Consider the following 17,615-nt stretch of genomic DNA (forward strand, 5'->3'; position numbering starts at 1 on the left):
GTCATTGCGAGGTATGAAAACCGCGTTGCTTAGCCTGACCGTCATGGTCGGGCTAAGCGCGTGCGGCTTTCAATTACGTGACCACTATCAGGTGCCACAGACACTGCAGCAAATGCATCTGCAGGCCGTCAGTTCGATGGGACTGGAGGAAAGCCTTAAGCAGCGTTTGCTGACAGCGGGTATTCAGTTGGTCGATCACAATCAAGCGGGGGTGGCGCAGTTGCGGATCGTCTCTGACCGTCTGGATCGCCGCACACTGAGCCTGTTTGAAAGCGGCCAGGTGGCGGAATATGAACTGCTTTACCGCGTAGACTATCAGGTCATTCGCGACGGCGAAGTGGTCATCGAGGACAATGTTGAAGTCGCCCGCGACTATCAGGATGACCCCAACTTCGCGTTGGCAAAGACCCGTGAACGGGAATTATTGGTCGCCGAAATGCGCGACGATGCAGCGCGTCGTCTGGTGCGTAAAATGATCACTGCTTTCGCTGATAACGAGCAATGAAAACCCTCTTTCCTGAACAGCTGCAACAACACCTCAACGGGCAGCCACTGCCTGCGATAATACTGCTGTTTGGAGAAGAACTGCTGTTACGGCAGGATGCCCTCAGTGAGCTACGCCAGTACCTAAAACAACGCTTTGGCGATGAACTGGAACGGCAGCGACTGATACAACAACATGACTTTGACTGGCAACAGTTGCAAGACAGCGGTCAGTCGTTAAGTCTGTTCAGCCAGTTTCGCGTATTGGAACTGGAACTGCATGATAACAAGCCCGGCCGGGAAGGATCAGACGCGCTGACCCAATACGCCCAGCAGCCCCCTGCCGAACAACTGCTGGTGGTTATCGGCGACCGGCTAAAAAAAGAACAGCAAAACAGCCGCTGGTTTAAAGCACTGAGTCAACATGCCTGGCTGGTGCGCACACCAACCCCGGATCGCGCCCGCCTACCACGCTTCATTCATCAGCGCGCGCAGCGCTACGGGCTGCAACTGAGCAGTGATGCACTGGATCTATTGGCGCACTGGTTTGAAGGCAGTTTAGCAAGCCTTGATCAGGAATTGCAGAAATGGTCCTTGCTGCATACCCAAGAAACGCTGGATGTTGCGGCGGTAAAACAGTTTATGCAGGACGTCAGTCATTTTGACGCGTTTTCGCTGCAGGACAGTTTACTGCAAAACGACTGGCAGCAGGCCGCACACCGACTGGCGCGATTGTTAGAAGAAGACGTCGACCGGCATCAGCTGTTGTGGGTCATGCAACGCGAAGTACAGGCACTGTCACAAGTAAAAACCGCGCAACAGAGCCAACTCGACAGCGCCACCATTTTTCGCCAGCAGATGATCTGGCCATCGCAACAACCGGCCTATCAACAACGCGCGCAGCGATTACCCTGGACGGCACTGCAACAGGCTCAACGGTTGATTCAGCGGCTTGAACTGGCACTGAAAAATGACACTGGCGAGCCGGTCGACACCCTGTTTATGCATTGCCTGGGACTCCTCTGTGAGGGGCCCCATCAACCACGTCTTATCGAACAACTGGCGGTCATGGCACAATGATCCGGGCACTGTTTGGCGGTACTTTCGATCCGATCCACTGCGGTCACATCAATACCGCTTTAGCCCTGCTCAGGGAGCTGAACATTGACCGTCTGCACTTGATGCCTAATGCGGTACCGCCGCACCGGCCGCAGCCGCAGGCAAGTTCAGCGCAGCGGCTGGCGATGGTTGAGCTGGCCTGCCAAGCGCATCCGCAGTTATGTGCCGAAGCCTTCGAATTAAATGCCGAGCCGCCATCCTATACGGTAAAAACATTGCAGGGCTTTAAACAGCGCTACCCGGATGACATCTTGTTATTTGTGATGGGGATGGACTCGCTGGTCTCACTGGATCAGTGGTATCAGTGGCAACAGCTCACTGAGCTGGCTCATCTGGTGGTTATGCCACGTCCCGGTTACCAACTGCAGCAAGCATCACCGTCGCTGTTAGCCTTTATTAATGAACGCCTGTGTCAGCAGCCGCAAGCTCTGCGAGATAAGCCACAGGGCGCCATTTACCTGGCCAATACTCCTCGCTACGACGTTTCTGCCACCGCCATTCGTGAGCACCCACAACGCGCCGCCGAACGCGGCGATTTGCCGGCTGCGGTTGCTGACTACATTGAACAACACCAACTGTATCGTTAACGCTTAGCAACGAAGACCAGCGGCCGCGCCAGTTACTTGGTACAACGGCGCGCTTTTCTGTTAAACTGAGCGTTACGTTAAACCTAAGGAGACAGCAAGATTGCAAGCCGAACAACTGCGCCAATTTGTGATCGATAAAGCGGAAGATATGAAAGCCCGCGATATCGAAGTATTAGATGTAAAAGGTAAAACCGATGTAGCGGACTTTATGGTGATCTGCTCGGGGAACTCGAAAACGCACGTGCGCAGTATTGCCGAGCACGTTGCAACCGAAGCCAAACATGCCGGATTACCGCCATTAGGCATCGAAGGTGGCGAACAGTCCGAGTGGGTACTGGTCGATCTCGGTGATGTGGTTTTACACGTAATGCAAGAATCGATTCGGGACTTTTACCAACTGGAAAAACTCTGGAGCCAGTAAGTGCAGATTCAATTGCTGGCGGTAGGTAACAAGATGCCGGCCTGGGTGACCGAAGGCTATAAAGAGTATGAGCGCCGTTTTCCCAACGAGTGCTCACTGAGCTTACAGGAAATCACCCCGCAGAAACGCGGCAAAAAGGCCGACACCAAGCGTTTGACCGATATCGAAGGCGAGGCACTGTTAAACGCGGTGCCGCGCGGCAACCGTATTGTTACGCTGGAAGTTAAGGGCAAAGCCTGGACCACCCAACATTTGGCTCAACAATTACAGGCTTGGCAAATGGATGGTCGCGATGTATCGTTGCTGATAGGTGGCCCGGAAGGGTTATCGGATGCTTGTTTGCAGGCCGCTGATCAACGTTGGTCATTATCGGCGTTGACATTACCTCATCCGCTGGTGAGAGTCATCGTCGCTGAAAGCTTGTACCGGGCCTGGAGCTTAAATACTAACCATCCCTACCATCGGGAATAATCGGAACAGCAAGCCCTAATGCGAACGCGCACACCGATTCGAGATACAGAAGGTGAATCTAATCTCTTTGCCCGCCGGGTGTTCGTGGCTATCGCGATCATTACGGCGGTGTTTATGTTGTTGATCGGTAACCTCTATCACCTGCAGGTAGAGGAACACACCGAACTGCAAACGCGCTCGAACGATAATCGCATTAAACTGCTGCCACTGGCGCCCAACCGGGGTCTAATTTATGACCGTAACGGCGTTCTGCTGGCGGAAAACATCCCCATTTTCAGTCTCGATGTTATCCCCGAAGAAATTGACGACCTTGACCAGACCATTGCCGAGTTACAACAGATATTGACCATCGATGATGATGACCTCGAGCAGTTTCGGCGCAATTTAAAAGGTCAGCGCCGGTTCAATAACGTCACCCTGCTGGACAATCTCAATGAGCAACAGGTTGCCACCTTCGCCACTCATCAGCACCGTTTTCCCGGTGTCAGCATCGAAGCGCGACTGGTACGACACTACCCTTACGATGATTTGTTGACGCACGTGGTTGGCTACGTCGCGAAGATTAACCGTCGTGACGTTGAACGCCTGAAGCAAGACGGTGAACTGGCCAATTATGCGGCCAGCCGCACCATTGGTAAGCTCGGTATCGAGAAGTATTATGAAAGCGAACTGCACGGCGAAGTTGGCTACCAACGCGTTGAAGTCAACAACCGTGGACGGGCGGTGCGCACACTCAGCACCGAGGCACCGACGCCCGGTCAGGATGTGGTGCTGGAACTGGATATTGAACTGCAAAAAAAGGCGACTGAAATTCTCGGAGATCGACGCGGTTCCATCATCCTGATGGATGCCAAAACCGGCGGCCTGTTAGCCATGGCCAGTACCCCAAGTTACAACGCCAACTGGTTTGTGAATGGCATCAGTGTAAAACGTTATCAGTCGCTGTTGCGCTCCAAAGACAGTCCGCTACTGAATCGTGCAACTCAGGGTGGTTATCCGCCAGCCTCGACGATTAAGCCACACATCGGTCTGCTGGGCCTCGAAGAAGGCACCATTACCCCGACCAGCCGTATCTGGGATCCGGGTTGGTTCGAGATTAAAGGCGTCGACCGCCGCTACCGAGACTGGCTGTCGTGGGGACACGGCTGGGTCAATATCAACAGCGCCATCGCCGAGAGTTGCGATACGTTTTATTATGATCTGGCGTTAAAACTTGGCGTCGACAAGATTTCCGGCTTTATGACCCAATTTGGCTTTGGTGAAAAAACCGGCATCGATATCCATGAAGAAATTCCGGCTCTGATGCCGTCCCGCGGTTGGAAAAGAGCTCGTTACAATCAACCCTGGTACGCCGGTGAAACACTGTCTGTCGGTATCGGCCAAAGTTACTGGACGGCAACACCGATGCAATTGATCGCGGCAACCGCCGCTATTGCCAACGAGGGTGAACAAGTGATACCCCGCCTATTACGCGGCTTTGGCAATATTACCGATTTGGACCCGGCTGAACCCGGCTATAAACGCCCGGTGGTGATTTCTGACAACAACCACTGGCAGGTCATTAAAGACGCGATGCAGGACGTTAATATGGGGGCCAAGGGCTCGGCACGACGAGCGTTTGAAGACGCTCCCTACAGTTCGGCCGGCAAAACCGGAACCGCGCAGGTCGTTAACCTGGGCGAAGACGAAGAATACGTGGCTGAAGAGATCGCCGAACAATACCGGGATAACGCCATGTACGTAGGCTATGCCCCGGCAGATGATCCGCAGGTGGTGATTGCCGTGGCGATGGAAAACGTGATTGGCGGTGGTGGCAGTGTTGCCGCACCGGCGGCACGGGAAATGCTGGATAGCTGGTACCAACGCTATCAGTTGGTAACCGATGAGGGGCTGGCCAATGCTGACGACTGAAGAACGCCAACGTAACCCGTTGCTGAAAAAGCTCCATATCGACGGTCCGCTGTTGCTGGGCCTATTGGCTCTGGCCGTCATCAGTTTGTTTGTGATTTACAGTGCCGGTGGCGAAAACGAGGATCTGGTGATGCGTCAGGTCATTCGTATTGGTGCCGCCTTTGTCGGTATGTTTATCCTGGCGCAATTACCGCCGCGGTTCTTCGAAAAATTCTCTCCCATTCTGTATGGCATTGGTCTGTTATTGCTGGTGGCCGTGTTATTGGTCGGCGAAGTCGGCAAAGGCGCACAGCGCTGGTTGGACATTGGTCCGGTTACCATTCAGCCGTCCGAGCTGATGAAACTGGCGGTGCCGATGATGCTGGCGTGGTTTATTAATCGCCGCGCTATTCCGCCACGGCTGGGGCGCCTGTTGCTGGCCGTAGGGCTGGTACTGGCACCGGTATTACTGATCGCCAAACAGCCGGATCTCGGCACCTCACTGCTGGTCGCTAGCGCTGGGATTTTTGTGATTTTCCTGGCCGGTTTGAGTTGGCGTCTGATTGCCGTGGCAGCGGCGTTAGTCGGCGCTTTCGCACCGGTATTATGGCTCTACCTGATGCATGACTATCAGCGTCAGCGAGTACTAACCTTTCTCAACCCGGAGCGCGACCCGCTCGGTGCCGGCTACCACATTATCCAGTCGAAAATAGCGATCGGCTCCGGAGGCATTGACGGTAAAGGCTGGCTCCAGGGCACGCAATCGCAACTGGAGTTTTTGCCCGAACGCCACACCGATTTTATTTTTTCCGTGTTCAGCGAAGAGTTCGGTCTGACCGGCGTGGTATTATTACTGGCGCTGTATGGCTTTGTTATCATGCGCGGCTTAATCATTTCTCTGCGTGCACAAGATATCTTCAGCAAGTTGCTGGGGGGCGCACTAACGCTGACCTTTTTCGTGTATGTTTTTGTAAATATTGGCATGGTCTCTGGATTACTGCCGGTGGTCGGGGTACCTTTACCGTTAATCAGTTATGGTGGTACATCGATGGTGACGATTTTAGCCGGATTTGGCATCCTGATGTCGATAGCCACTCATCACCGACTGATCATCAACCAATAATAACAACGGAAAAGATTATGTGCGCACTGCAATGGTTTAAGAACACCGCGCTGGCGACCGCCCTGCTGTCGGTCAGCAGTTTAAGCCTGGCTCAACAAACAGATGCTAACGTCGAAGCCTTTATTCAGGAACAGGTTGAACAACATCAGCTGGACGAACAGCAAGTTCGCCGCTGGCTGGCTCAGGCCGAGAAAAACGAACAAGTGCTGGAAGCCATTCAGCGTCCATGGGAAGCCAAACCCTGGTATCAGTATTATCCTATTTTCCTCACCGACAAGCGGCTTAACGCCGGACTGTCGTTTTGGCAACAGCACCAGCAAACACTGCAACGTGCTGAGCAGGAGTTTGGTGTACCGGCGCAGATTATTGTCGCCATTATTGGCATCGAAACCTTTTACGGCAGCTACCTGGGCAAGTATCCGGTGCTCGACTCACTTTACACCCTGGCCTTCCACTACCCGCCACGGGCAAAATTTTTTCGCTCTGAGCTGAGTGAGTACCTGCGGCTGGCGAAGGCCGAACAATGGCCGGTGAAAGAACAATTAGGCTCTTATGCAGGCGCTATGGGCCTTGGTCAATTTATTTCATCGAGCTACCGCCATTACGCGGTTGATTTTGACAACGACGGCAAGCGTAACATCATCAGCAACCCGGTCGATGCCATCGGTAGCGTCGCCAATTATTTTGCCCGACACCGCTGGCAGGCTGGCGAGCCTATTGCTCACAAACCCAATCAGCAGCAAGATTGGGCTGCCGTAGCCAGCAGCGGCATGAAACCTGATACGACAGTTGCGGAACTGCGTAAGGCCGGGTTAGAGATCGACGCCAGCTATGACGGCGAGCAGGCCGTTAAAGTGTTGCAGTTTGAAACCGAAGACGGTTACGAATATTGGCTTGGTTTTGATAATTTCTACGCCATTACCCGTTATAACCACAGCCCGCTCTACGCCATGGTCGCCTATCAGCTGAGCGAGCAGTTACGCCAACAGCACCGTAAGGACTGATGATGCGTACCCTTGCCCTGGTTAGTCTGTTATCGTGTTTGTTGCTGGCTGGCTGTAGCCAGACCCAAAGCCGTTACAGCCAACGCCATGACAGCGCGCCGACGCGCTTACCGACGCCGGCGGAACTGCAGGACGCAATTCCGGTTCCAGAACCACCGAGTCCACAGGGCAACGCCGATTATCAGGTGTTAGGGCAGCAGTATCAGGTATTGGACAGCGCGGCCGGCTTTACCGAAACCGGCATCGCGTCCTGGTACGGCAATAAGTTTCATGGCCATTTAACTTCAAATGGCGAATATTATGATATGTACAGCATGACCGCTGCCCACAAGCATCTGCCGCTGCCCAGCTACGTGCGCGTAACACACTTAGAAAACGGCAAATCCGTGGTGGTGCGGGTAAATGATCGCGGCCCTTTCCATCCGCAACGGGTCATCGATCTGTCTTTTGCTGCCGCCTATAAGCTCGATATGCTCGATACCGGCACGGCGCCGGTACGGGTCGAGGCCATCGAATTTAAGTCCCCTTTACAAGGGCACGAATACTATATCCAACTGGTTGCTTCCTCCAATCCCGATAAGCTGCAGAAAATCAGCGCTGAGTTACCGCAAGACTGGCAAAAGCTTGCAACTACTGAGCAAAAAAATGGTCTATACAAACTGTTGCTTGGGCCTTATCCACAGGCACAGGCAAACCGAACCTTACAACGCGTAAGATCGCAGGGGTTTCCACGGGCCTTTCGTGTTAAAAGCACGCAAATTAGCCCATAGCAAACTGACGCCAAGGCGCAGAAGTGGTATACTCCGCGGTCAAAATTATTTCGTGCTCTTAACCGATAAATAAAGATGATAAAGCCCATGCATAAATTAGTTTCTGCTTTTGTCTCCACCGTTGTTTTGGCGGTTTCCACGGTCACTTACGCGCAATCGTTTGTACCCGATCCTCCGGCGGTTAACGCAAAGGCCTACATCTTGATCGATCACACCACCGGCAAAGTACTGGCGCAGGGAAACGCGGACGAGTCGTTGCCGCCGGCCAGCCTGACCAAAATGATGACCAGCTACATCATCGGTAAAGAAATTCAGGAAGGCCGTATCAGCCCGGCGGATCAAGTGACCATCAGTGAAAACGCCTGGGCGAAAAATTTCCCGGAATCATCAAAAATGTTTATCGAAGTGGGTAAACAGGTTTCTGTTGCGGATCTGAATAAAGGCATCATCATCTCGTCCGGTAACGACGCCTGCGTGGCCATGGCAGAACACATCGCCGGCAGCGAAGATGCCTTTGCGTCATTGATGAATACCTACGCGCAGGAACTGGGTATGACCAACAGTCACTTTGCCAACAGCCACGGCTTGCCTGATCCAGAGCAATACGTGTCTGCCCGTGATATGGCAACATTGGCCAGCGCGCTGATTGAGGATACTCCGGAAGAGTATGCGCTCTACGCCGAAAAGTCTTTTACCTATAACAACATTAAACAATACAACCGTAACTCATTGTTGTGGGATCGTAGCCTTAACGTCGATGGCATCAAAACCGGCCATACCAATGAAGCCGGCTACAGCCTGGTGACTTCCGCCGTTGAAGGTGACACGCGCCTGATTTCTGTGGTTATGGGCACCAGCAGCGAACAGGCACGTAAGGTAGAAAGCAAAAAACTGCTCAACTACGGGTTCCGTTACTTTGAAACCATCACCGCCTATGAAGCCGGTGAAAGTTTTGTATCACACCGCATCTGGGGTGGCGATATCGATCAGGTCGAACTCGGAATCAGCGAAGACGTTGTCATTACCCTGCCTAAGGGTCAGCGTGATCAACTGGACGCCAACTTTGAGTTAAACCAAGAGTTACAGGCGCCGCTGGCACAGGGCGAAAACGTTGGTACGGTTTATCTACAACTGGGTGGCGAAGACGTTGCATCGTTCCCGTTAGTCACCCTGCAAGCGGTCGAGGAAGGCGGTTTGTTTAAGCAGGCAATGGACTATATTAAGCGTAAGTTTTCGGAAGAATGAGGTCGTTAACAGATGCAAAAGACACGCTTTGACGAATTGGTCGACTTCCCCTGCCACTTTACCTTTAAAGTGATGGGGGTGGCGACACCAAGCCTTCCCGATCAAGTCGTGGAAGTACTTCAGCAACATGCTCCGGGCGATTACAGCCCCTCGGTAAAACCGAGCAGTAAGGGTAATTATCACTCGGTCTCGGTCTCGGTAAAGGTTGAGAGTCAACAACATATCGAGATTCTCTACCGTTCCCTGGCCGACATCGAAGATGTCCGCTATGTCTTATAACGCTAGAGCCTAATAAGGCTCTAGCCGTGCCCCGTCCAACTGCGATATACTAACACCATGCCCGAACAATTAATCATTCGCCAACTCGGTCGTCAAGCTTACGAACCGGTCTGGCATGCCATGCAAGAATTTACCGATCAGCGTGATGCCGATACGGTCGATGAACTGTGGATTGTTGAACATGACCCGGTATTTACCCAGGGGCAGGCAGGCAAAGCGGAGCATGTCTTAGCTCCCGGCGATATTCCGGTGGTGCAGGTTGATCGTGGCGGTCAGGTGACCTATCACGGCCCCGGCCAGCTGGTCATATACTTCCTGCTCGACATCCGTCGCCTGAGTATGGGCGTTCGACAACTGGTCAACAGCATCGAAAATACCATCATTGACGGACTTGCGGATTATGACATCAACGCGAATGCCCGCCGTGATGCGCCGGGCGTATACGTCGACGGTGATAAAGTCTGTTCATTAGGCCTTCGCATTCGCCGTGGCTGTTCCTTCCACGGCCTGGCTCTGAACGTCAATATGGACATGGAGCCGTTTTCACGCATTAACCCCTGTGGTCTGACTGGAATAAAAATGGTTCAGACCCGCGACCTTGGCGGACCTAATAGCTTCGACGAGGCGGCAGAGGTGGTAGTCAATCATTTTATCAAACGGATTGGCTACCAAAATACTCAACACCAAACAGGACTCGCAAAAGATTATGTCAAAGCCAGTTAGAGTAGAACCCGGCGTCAAAATGCGCGATGCCGACAAAATGGCACTGATCCCAGTACAAATCGTACCAACTGAGCGCGATCAAATGTTGCGCAAGCCGTCCTGGCTGAAGGTGAAACTGCCTTCGAATACCCAACGCATTGATGAAATTAAGCAGGCGATGCGTAGCCACGGCTTGCATTCTGTCTGTGAGGAAGCCTCCTGCCCTAACCTGCCGGAATGTTTTAATCACGGCACAGCCAGCTTTATGATCCTCGGCGATATTTGTACGCGCCGTTGTCCATTCTGTGACGTGGCTCACGGCCGGCCATTAGCGCCGGATCCGGAAGAGCCGGTAAAACTGGGCAAAACCATTCGCGACATGAAGGTTAAGTACGTGGTGATCACGTCCGTTGACCGTGATGATTTGCGTGACGGCGGTGCTCAGCACTTCGCCGACTGTGTGCGCGAAATTCGCCGTCACAGTGACGGTATTCAGGTCGAAATTCTGGTGCCGGACTTCCGCGGCCGGATGCAAGTGGCGCTGGATATTCTGAGCAAAGAAGCGCCAGATGTGTTTAACCATAACCTGGAAACGGTGCCACGTCTGTATAAAGCGGCGCGCCCTGGTGCCAACTATCAATGGTCACTGGACCTGTTGAAAAATTACAAAGCCGCGCGTCCGGACGTTCGTACCAAATCCGGTTTAATGGTCGGTCTGGGTGAAACCAAAGAAGAAATTCTGGAAGTGATGCGCGATCTGCGTGAACACGACTGCGATATGCTCACCATTGGTCAGTATTTGCAGCCAAGCCGTCACCATATTCCGGTAGACCGCTATGTCCACCCGGATGAGTTCGAAGAGCTTCGTGTTGCCGGCGTTGAGATGGGCTTTAGCCACATCGCCAGCGGACCACTGGTACGTTCGTCTTATCACGCGGATTTGCAGGCCGCCGGCGAAACGGTACGTTAAACCATGAACGTGTTGCTCTGGTGCTTGTTGATAGCGGGGTTACTGCCCATTTTAGCGAAAGCCCCGGTGGTTTATTTTCAAAACCGCGACCGGGGTTACGACAATAAGCACCCGCGTGCTCAGCAACAACGTCTGACCGGTATCGGCGCCCGTGCCGTTGCCGGTCATTACAATGCCTATGAAGCCTTCCCCCTCTACGCGGCAGCGGTATTGGCTACCATCGCCACCGACCAGGTCAGTGAGCGCGCTATACAGCTCGCCGTTGCCTTCATTGTGTTACGGGTAGCCTACCACGTGCTGTATTTGCTCAACGCCGATAAACTGCGCTCATTGGTGTGGTTTTTCGCGTTACTGTGTCCGGTACTGATGCTGGCTCAATTAGCCATTAAAGCCTGAGTTGCAAGGCGCTGATACAGCGCCGGCCACTGTTGCAATTGATGCCGCTCCATCGGCGTTTGCTGAGCCAGCGGCTTCCACGCGTAAACGCCATCGACGGCATCGCAAGTGGCTGCCGGGTGTAAACCAATAACCTCTGAATCACTGCCCAGTTGCCAGCGTCCGTCCGCACCTCGCTGGGCCAATTGCCGCCAATCAGCGACCGCACTGCGCCAGGGCAATGTCTGCCAAAGCCGTTTCAGTTCAGCGGTGGTCAGGGTTCGCGCTGTGGTCGTTACCAGATTTAGCGGCCGAAAGTCATAGCGGCCCTGACAAAAATGCTCCGCCAGAGGTTTTGACATCGGGTATTCGTCGGCAAAACCAAGCCAGTGCGCCAGTTCGTGCGCCAGAACCGCACGATCACTGTGTTCACTCAGGGTAAGACGGTTGGCGTGTGCGGAAGATTTGCCCGCCGCCGCAAACACAATATAGCGTTGTTCCGCCACTTGCGGCGTCGAGGTCGCGCACTGCGCGCGCTGCGAAGCGTCGTCCACTGTGCACTGCAGCGAAGCATCCAGTTGCCATTCAAAACACCACTGCGCGGTGGGTAGTTCGATTGCCTGTACGTCGCGCAGCAATTGCACATAGCGTGCTTTTTGCCGGTTAGAGCCGGCCACCACCGTGACCTGCTGTTGACAGTCGGCGCTGCGGTTGCGCAGATGCTCATACTCCTGCAAAAACTCATAGCGCGGCTGTAACCAACGCGCCTGCCACTTGGACCAACTTATCCCCGGCTGACGCAATTGCCGCGCTGCCAGCGCTCTTACCGCGGCCGGCTCGCCCTGCTCTGCCGCCAACACCAGCCATTTGCGACGTTGCTGTGGAAAGTGCTTGGTTAAGGACTGCAAGGCACCCTGTGAGCCGCGCTGAGCCGCGCGCTGCCACCAATACAAGGCGTCACTCTTTTGCCCTTGCTGCCAAAACGTTAGCGCGGTTTGATGCTGCGCCGCAGGATCATTGGCAAAATTGGCAAACCACTGTTGTTGCTGCCGTGTTGGCTGGCTGTCAGCCGTTAACAACAACAGGCAGAAAACCATCAACAGTGGCCGCCAGCCCTTCTTCATGGCGTCTTCAGTTGCTCCCGGCTGCGCTCGAGTTCAATTCTGGCATAGCGATGTTCAACAAATTCATACACATTGGTGGTTAGCGCCAGTTTAAAATAGTTCATCGAACGCGCCCAGTTACCCTGCATCTGCTGATACTTACCCAGGTAAAAATAAGCTTCACACAGCCGCTCGGTCAATGTTTCATCGTCGCGGAGATTATCGGTCATGCGCGCAAGAAAGGCTTTTTCGTTGAGCTCGCCAAGGTACAGCCGCACCAAGTCCATGGCCCAATCATCGCTGTCGATAGCCGCGGCATTGCTGCTAAGATTCATCAACGCCTGCTCGGGATCGGCGCGATGCTCGGCCAGGAACAACCACAATACCCGATAGGGATCAGCGGGTTCCATCGCCAAATGCTGTTGTAAGTCATCAATTGCATACTTATTGCGGCGGTCATAGTATTCCGCGATGCCACGGTTTAAATACGCATAAGGATGCTCAGGTTCGAGTTCAATGGCCGAATCCAGTGCCTCATAGGCGTAATCAAATTCCTCCAACTCGGTATATTGAATGCCGAGAAAGTTGTACGCATCGGCTAAGCGCGGCTGGTAATCAATGGCACGGGTGAAATCCATACGCGCCAGGGTGCGCAATCCCAGAGCATCGTACAGTGCACCACGCCGGTAATAGGCAAAACCCAGTTGCTCTGCATCCAGTTCCTGTTGCAGCATCTGATTTAACTTCGCCAGTTCGATCTCATAACGAAACTCGGCGCGTTCAGGCTCCGCAATCACCAAATGCGTCATCGCATCGGAACTGCCGCCGGGAGACATCGCACACCCTGTCAGAAGTACACTGAATAAACCTGTAACCGCCAAACAACGCCGTAATTGCATATCGAATCCTTATCTCTGTGAATGGCTATTACAACACAAAAAAACCCCGCTGAGCTAGCACTCAGCGGGGTTTGTTTTTCCTTCAACAACAATTATTCGTCGTTGTTGTCGCCATTCGATGCGGTCGCTTCCGCTTCTGCAGGCGCTTCTTCTTTCTTCTCAACCGCTTCTTTCATGCTCAGACGAACACGTCCTTGACGGTCAATTTCCAATACTTTAACCGGCACGACATCACCGACTTTCAAGTATTCGTTAACGTCGTTAACACGCTCTTCGGCGATTTGCGAGATGTGAACCAAGCCATCTTTACCCGGTAATACCGTAACAAACGCACCGAAATCAACGATACGAGCCACTTTACCCTGGTAAATTTTGCCCACTTCAACGTTGGCAGTCAGTTGCTTAATGCGCTCAATCGCGGCATCGGCATCGGCCTGATCACTGGCGGCAATTTTAATGGTACCGTCGTCACCGATCTCGATGTTGGTGTTGGTGGATTCCGTCAATTCACGGATTACCGCGCCGCCTTTACCGATCACGTCTTTGATCTTGTCCTGATCAATCTTGATGGTGCTGAAACGCGGTGCGTAGCTGGACAGTTCTTCGCGATGGCTACCAATCGCTTCATCCATTACTTTAAGGATGTGCAAGCGAGCGGCTTTTGCCTGAGCCAAAGCGCTTTCCATGATTTCACGGGTGATGCCGTCAATCTTGATGTCCATCTGCAAGGCCGTAATACCATCGGTGTTACCGGCAACTTTAAAGTCCATGTCACCCAAGTGATCTTCATCACCTAAGATGTCAGACAGTACCACGTGCTTGTCGCCTTCTTTCACCAGACCCATGGCAATACCTGCAACCGAAGATTTAATCGGCACGCCGGCATCCATTAACGCCAGTGATGAACCACAGACAGACGCCATCGAGCTGGAACCATTCGATTCGGTGATTTCTGATACCACACGGATGGTGTATGGGAATTCTTCGTGGCTTGGCATAACGGCCTGAATACCACGTTTCGCCAAGCGGCCATGACCAATCTCACGACGCTTCGGCGCGCCGACCATGCCGGTCTCACCCACACAGTATGGAGGGAAGTTGTAATGCAACATAAAGCGGCTGGTATTGGTACCCGTCAGCTCATCGATCATCTGTGCGTCACGTTCTGTACCCAGAGTCGCGGTAACCAATGCCTGAGTTTCACCACGGGTAAACAAGGCCGAACCGTGGGTGCGAGGTAGCACGCCAGTGGCAACGCTGATGGCACGAACCATGTCCGGGTCACGGCCGTCGATACGTTTTTCGCCGGCAATAATACGGCTACGAACGATTTCACTCTCGAGGTCGTGGAAGATTTCACCGGCCGCTTCAAGATCAACGTTCTCGTCATCTGCCAGCAACTGCTCGGTCATCGCCTGCTTAACTTCGTCAAGCTTACCTTTACGCTCGGCTTTGTCGGTGATGCGATAAGCTTCGCCAATGCCCTGCTCGGCCAATTCACGGATTTTAGCCTGCAACGCTTCGTCTTTTGCAGGTGCCTGCCAATCCCATTTTTCTTTACCGGCTTCAGCGGCAAATTCGTTAATGGCAGAAACAACGGTTTGCATTTGTTCGTGACCGTAAACAACCGCACCCAACATTTGGTCTTCAGACAGCAACTGAGCTTCTGACTCAACCATCAGTACGGCTTGTTCGGTACCGGCAACCACGAGATCCAGCTTGGATTTTTCCAGCTCGTCCATGGTTGGGTTTAAGACGTATTCGTTATCAATAACGCCAACGCGAGCCGCACCGATAGGACCGTCAAACGGCACACCAGAAATAGCTAATGCCGCGGAGGTACCGATCAGCGCAACGATGTCCGGATTAATCTGTGGGTTCACAGAAACCACAGTAGCGACAACCTGTACTTCGTTCATGAAGCCTTCAGGGAACAGCGGACGGATTGGGCGGTCGATAAGACGTGATGTCAGGGTCTCGTTTTCACTTGGGCGCCCTTCACGTTTGAAAAAGCCACCCGGAATTTTACCGGCGGCGTAAGTTTTTTCCTGATAATTTACGGTGAGCGGGAAGAAGTTCTGGCCTTCTTTGGCTTCTTTCTTCGCCACTACGGTCACCAACACAGTGGTGTCATCCATGCTTGCCATTACGGCAGCAGTCGCTTGACGTGCAACCACGCCGGTTTCTAGAGTGACTGTGTGCTGACCGTATTGAAATTGTTTAGTTATCGGATTCACGATTTGCTTTCCTTTACCTTACTGAATGTGAGCACCCGGATTGGTACTCGTCTTCTCTCTTTTTTTACTCGAGCCATAGTATAAGGCATCAATGACAAAATTAAGACCCTTTGATTAAAAAAACGGTAAAAAAGCATGGTCTTGAGCGCTATTTCAGGCAATAAAAAAGGGCCTGACGGCCCTTTCTTAGAAATCTGCTTAACTTCTGTCTTAACGACGGATGCCGAGCTTTTCTACGATCGCAACATAACGCGACTGATCTTTCTTCTTCAGGTAGTCCAGCAATTTACGACGCTGGCTAACCATACGCAACAAGCCACGACGTGAGTGGTGGTCTTTTTTGTGCGCTTTGAAGTGATCTTGTAGCTCAGCCAGGTTCTTGGTCAGCAGTGCGATTTGCACTTCTGGAGAACCGGTGTCATTTTCGCTACGACCAAACTCTTTAAGGATTTCTGCTTTTTGTTCCACAGTTAGTGACATAATGTACTCCTGGTTTTAGAAATATCTTGCCTCCGATCACTAATTCAGCGGCAAGCCGAGCGCGTATTATATAGCGCTTAACGGTAAAATCAATAACAGCAGCGCGGATTTACTGCAAATCATCCAGCTGTAAATCGCAAAATGCCAACGCCAGTACCCGCTTTGGCCAAAACTGTCCGTCTTTCCGTAACGCCGCCACACCAATGAAGGCATCACCACCGTCAATCCGTTGCGCCACCATTCGGCATTCATCACCCACTTCAGCTAAGTCGGTGTGATTGGCAACCGGCTGGCCGTGCAGTAATGCCCGTGCTTGTTGCCGATCAATGCGTTGTTGCGGCAACGCCGACAACAGGCAATCCACCGGCTGCAACAAGGCATCGAGTTCAGCGTCGCTGTCTCGCTGTTCCAACTGTTCCAGCGTCAGCATCTGTTCTGCGTCAAGTTCGGCCACACCATTACGGTGCAACAGCGCGACATGAGCACCGCACCCCAATACCTGACCCAGATCGTCAATCAGGGTTCGAATATAGGTCCCTTTCGAACAACTCACCTGCAACTCCAGTTCATCGCCTTTGAGGGCGATAAAGTCAATCTGGTGGATGTGAATAGTGCGGGTTTTACGGGGGACGTCAATGCCACGGCGGGCATAATAATACAGCGGTCGCCCTTCGTACTTTAGCGCCGAATAAATCGACGGTGTTTGTTGTTGCTCACCGATAAACGTCGGTAACACGTCACGTACCTGCGCTTCGGTAACCGTCACCTCAGCTGTCGCTACTACGTCACCTTCAGCGTCACTGGTGGTGGTTCTGATGCCTAATTTGGCGACCACCCGATACGCTTTATCGGCGTCCAACAAATACTGCGAAAATTTGGTGGCCTCGCCCAAACAGACCGGCAATAAGCCGGTTGCCAGCGGGTCCAATGCGCCGGTGTGACCGGCTTTCTGTGCGTTGTACAGGCGCTTAACACGCTGAAGGGCATGATTTGAACTCATGCCCTTCGCTTTATTTAACAGCACCACACCGCTAACAGGACGCCCTTTACGGGGTCTTGCTTTGCCCATGTGCTAGTCCTCTGATGGCTCGTTACGATCGCGCTTGCGGGCTTCGGCAACTAACTTGCTCATGCGGATACCTTCGTTTAACGAGGTATCGTGATGAAACTTAAGCTCCGGCACCACCCGCGCCTTAATCCGTTTACCCAACAACGAGCGGATAAAACCCGCTGCTTCGTTCAGTATTTTAACGGCTTGTTTGACTTGATCGCTGTCATCATTAAAAAAGGTTACAAACACTTTGGCGTACGCAAGGTCGCGTGACACCTCTACATCCGACACCGTGACCATACTCACGCGAGGGTCTTTCACCTCGCGTTGCAGTATCATCGCAATCTCGCGTTGCAGTTGATGTCTTACTCGCTCTGTACGGCTAAAATCTTGCGGCATAACTATC

Annotated in this window: 20 protein-coding genes; 14 read left to right on the forward strand and 6 right to left on the reverse strand. The window is 52.9% G+C overall.

The window, feature by feature from the left end:
- Positions 1–13: 13 nt before the first annotated feature.
- From CWE23_RS01915 to CWE23_RS01980, 14 genes are all read left to right on the forward strand, one after another.
- Entirely contained in the window at positions 14–505 is a 492-nt protein-coding gene (locus tag CWE23_RS01915; RefSeq protein ID WP_241970507.1) for an LPS-assembly lipoprotein LptE, read from the forward strand.
- Positions 502–1,563 carry a DNA polymerase III subunit delta gene (holA, locus tag CWE23_RS01920; protein WP_105306036.1) on the forward strand — a complete coding sequence of 354 codons (1,062 nt, stop codon included), beginning with the start codon at positions 502–504 and terminating at the stop codon, positions 1,561–1,563. The genes CWE23_RS01915 and holA overlap by 4 nt, the downstream gene beginning before the upstream one ends.
- Positions 1,560–2,189: a nicotinate-nucleotide adenylyltransferase gene (gene nadD / locus CWE23_RS01925; protein ID WP_105306035.1), complete on the forward strand. Its 630-nt coding sequence runs from the start codon at positions 1,560–1,562 to the stop codon at positions 2,187–2,189. The genes holA and nadD overlap by 4 nt, the downstream gene beginning before the upstream one ends.
- Before the next feature lie 100 nt (positions 2,190–2,289).
- Complete coding sequence (rsfS, locus tag CWE23_RS01930; RefSeq protein ID WP_105306034.1) at positions 2,290–2,610, forward strand: ribosome silencing factor; 321 nt, start codon at positions 2,290–2,292, stop codon at positions 2,608–2,610.
- Entirely contained in the window at positions 2,611–3,081 is a 471-nt protein-coding gene (gene rlmH / locus CWE23_RS01935; protein WP_126819230.1) for a 23S rRNA (pseudouridine(1915)-N(3))-methyltransferase RlmH, read from the forward strand.
- A gap of 18 nt (positions 3,082–3,099) precedes the next feature.
- A complete protein-coding gene (gene mrdA / locus CWE23_RS01940) occupies positions 3,100–4,992 on the forward strand; it encodes a penicillin-binding protein 2 (RefSeq protein ID WP_126819231.1) in 1,893 nt (630 codons plus the stop codon).
- On the forward strand, positions 4,979–6,094 hold the full coding sequence (gene rodA, locus CWE23_RS01945) for a rod shape-determining protein RodA (RefSeq protein ID WP_105306031.1): 1,116 nt from the start codon (positions 4,979–4,981) through the stop codon (positions 6,092–6,094). Before mrdA ends, rodA begins: the two co-directional genes overlap by 14 nt.
- A gap of 17 nt (positions 6,095–6,111) precedes the next feature.
- Entirely contained in the window at positions 6,112–7,098 is a 987-nt protein-coding gene (gene mltB, locus CWE23_RS01950; protein WP_105306030.1) for a lytic murein transglycosylase B, read from the forward strand.
- Entirely contained in the window at positions 7,098–7,868 is a 771-nt protein-coding gene (locus CWE23_RS01955; RefSeq protein ID WP_316042294.1) for a septal ring lytic transglycosylase RlpA family protein, read from the forward strand. The genes mltB and CWE23_RS01955 overlap by 1 nt, the downstream gene beginning before the upstream one ends.
- Before the next feature lie 69 nt (positions 7,869–7,937).
- Positions 7,938–9,113 carry a serine hydrolase gene (locus CWE23_RS01960; protein WP_410054414.1) on the forward strand — a complete coding sequence of 392 codons (1,176 nt, stop codon included), beginning with the start codon at positions 7,938–7,940 and terminating at the stop codon, positions 9,111–9,113.
- 12 nt (positions 9,114–9,125) lie between these two features.
- Complete coding sequence (ybeD, locus tag CWE23_RS01965; protein ID WP_105306027.1) at positions 9,126–9,392, forward strand: DUF493 family protein YbeD; 267 nt, start codon at positions 9,126–9,128, stop codon at positions 9,390–9,392.
- A gap of 57 nt (positions 9,393–9,449) precedes the next feature.
- Complete coding sequence (gene lipB, locus CWE23_RS01970) at positions 9,450–10,115, forward strand: lipoyl(octanoyl) transferase LipB (protein ID WP_126819232.1); 666 nt, start codon at positions 9,450–9,452, stop codon at positions 10,113–10,115.
- A complete protein-coding gene (lipA, locus tag CWE23_RS01975; RefSeq protein WP_105306025.1) occupies positions 10,099–11,064 on the forward strand; it encodes a lipoyl synthase in 966 nt (321 codons plus the stop codon). Before lipB ends, lipA begins: the two co-directional genes overlap by 17 nt.
- Positions 11,065–11,067: 3 nt before the next feature.
- Entirely contained in the window at positions 11,068–11,460 is a 393-nt protein-coding gene (locus tag CWE23_RS01980) for an MAPEG family protein (protein WP_105306024.1), read from the forward strand.
- Here the strand turns inward: CWE23_RS01980 and CWE23_RS01985 are convergent.
- From CWE23_RS01985 to rbfA, 6 genes are all read right to left on the reverse strand, one after another.
- Positions 11,439–12,563, reverse strand: coding sequence for a hypothetical protein (locus tag CWE23_RS01985; protein WP_126819233.1), 1,125 nt, complete (start codon positions 12,561–12,563; stop codon positions 11,439–11,441). The genes CWE23_RS01980 and CWE23_RS01985 overlap by 22 nt on opposite strands.
- Complete coding sequence (nlpI, locus tag CWE23_RS01990; protein ID WP_105306022.1) at positions 12,560–13,441, reverse strand: lipoprotein NlpI; 882 nt, start codon at positions 13,439–13,441, stop codon at positions 12,560–12,562. Before nlpI ends, CWE23_RS01985 begins: the two co-directional genes overlap by 4 nt.
- Before the next feature lie 92 nt (positions 13,442–13,533).
- Complete coding sequence (gene pnp, locus CWE23_RS01995; protein ID WP_105306021.1) at positions 13,534–15,678, reverse strand: polyribonucleotide nucleotidyltransferase; 2,145 nt, start codon at positions 15,676–15,678, stop codon at positions 13,534–13,536.
- Positions 15,679–15,888: 210 nt separating this feature from the next.
- Positions 15,889–16,158: a 30S ribosomal protein S15 gene (gene rpsO / locus CWE23_RS02000; RefSeq protein ID WP_105306020.1), complete on the reverse strand. Its 270-nt coding sequence runs from the start codon at positions 16,156–16,158 to the stop codon at positions 15,889–15,891.
- A 109-nt stretch (positions 16,159–16,267) separates the two neighbouring features.
- Complete coding sequence (gene truB / locus CWE23_RS02005; RefSeq protein ID WP_126819234.1) at positions 16,268–17,227, reverse strand: tRNA pseudouridine(55) synthase TruB; 960 nt, start codon at positions 17,225–17,227, stop codon at positions 16,268–16,270.
- A gap of 3 nt (positions 17,228–17,230) precedes the next feature.
- Positions 17,231–17,608, reverse strand: a complete 378-nt coding sequence (gene rbfA / locus CWE23_RS02010; protein WP_105306018.1) for a 30S ribosome-binding factor RbfA — start codon at positions 17,606–17,608, stop codon at positions 17,231–17,233.
- Between the last annotated feature and the right edge of the window lie 7 nt (positions 17,609–17,615).

It is taken from the genome of Idiomarina aquatica (assembly GCF_003987185.1).
Lineage (GTDB): Bacteria > Pseudomonadota > Gammaproteobacteria > Enterobacterales > Alteromonadaceae > Idiomarina > Idiomarina aquatica.

What these genes read in the sequence shown, in the direction of transcription:
- CWE23_RS01915 (WP_241970507.1), top strand. Translation starts at nt 14, where the DNA reads ATGAAAACCGCGTTGCTTAGCCTGACCGTCATGGTCGGGCTAAGCGCG.
- holA (WP_105306036.1), top strand. Translation starts at nt 502, where the DNA reads ATGAAAACCCTCTTTCCTGAACAGCTGCAACAACACCTCAACGGGCAG.
- nadD (WP_105306035.1), top strand. Translation starts at nt 1,560, where the DNA reads ATGATCCGGGCACTGTTTGGCGGTACTTTCGATCCGATCCACTGCGGT.
- mrdA (WP_126819231.1), top strand. Translation starts at nt 3,100, where the DNA reads ATGCGAACGCGCACACCGATTCGAGATACAGAAGGTGAATCTAATCTC.
- rodA (WP_105306031.1), top strand. Translation starts at nt 4,979, where the DNA reads ATGCTGACGACTGAAGAACGCCAACGTAACCCGTTGCTGAAAAAGCTC.
- mltB (WP_105306030.1), top strand. Translation starts at nt 6,112, where the DNA reads ATGTGCGCACTGCAATGGTTTAAGAACACCGCGCTGGCGACCGCCCTG.
- CWE23_RS01955 (WP_316042294.1), top strand. Translation starts at nt 7,098, where the DNA reads ATGATGCGTACCCTTGCCCTGGTTAGTCTGTTATCGTGTTTGTTGCTG.
- ybeD (WP_105306027.1), top strand. Translation starts at nt 9,126, where the DNA reads ATGCAAAAGACACGCTTTGACGAATTGGTCGACTTCCCCTGCCACTTT.
- lipB (WP_126819232.1), top strand. Translation starts at nt 9,450, where the DNA reads ATGCCCGAACAATTAATCATTCGCCAACTCGGTCGTCAAGCTTACGAA.
- lipA (WP_105306025.1), top strand. Translation starts at nt 10,099, where the DNA reads ATGTCAAAGCCAGTTAGAGTAGAACCCGGCGTCAAAATGCGCGATGCC.
- CWE23_RS01980 (WP_105306024.1), top strand. Translation starts at nt 11,068, where the DNA reads ATGAACGTGTTGCTCTGGTGCTTGTTGATAGCGGGGTTACTGCCCATT.
- CWE23_RS01985 (WP_126819233.1), bottom strand. Translation starts at nt 12,563, where the DNA reads ATGAAGAAGGGCTGGCGGCCACTGTTGATGGTTTTCTGCCTGTTGTTG.
- nlpI (WP_105306022.1), bottom strand. Translation starts at nt 13,441, where the DNA reads ATGCAATTACGGCGTTGTTTGGCGGTTACAGGTTTATTCAGTGTACTT.
- rpsO (WP_105306020.1), bottom strand. Translation starts at nt 16,158, where the DNA reads ATGTCACTAACTGTGGAACAAAAAGCAGAAATCCTTAAAGAGTTTGGT.
- truB (WP_126819234.1), bottom strand. Translation starts at nt 17,227, where the DNA reads ATGGGCAAAGCAAGACCCCGTAAAGGGCGTCCTGTTAGCGGTGTGGTG.
- rbfA (WP_105306018.1), bottom strand. Translation starts at nt 17,608, where the DNA reads ATGCCGCAAGATTTTAGCCGTACAGAGCGAGTAAGACATCAACTGCAA.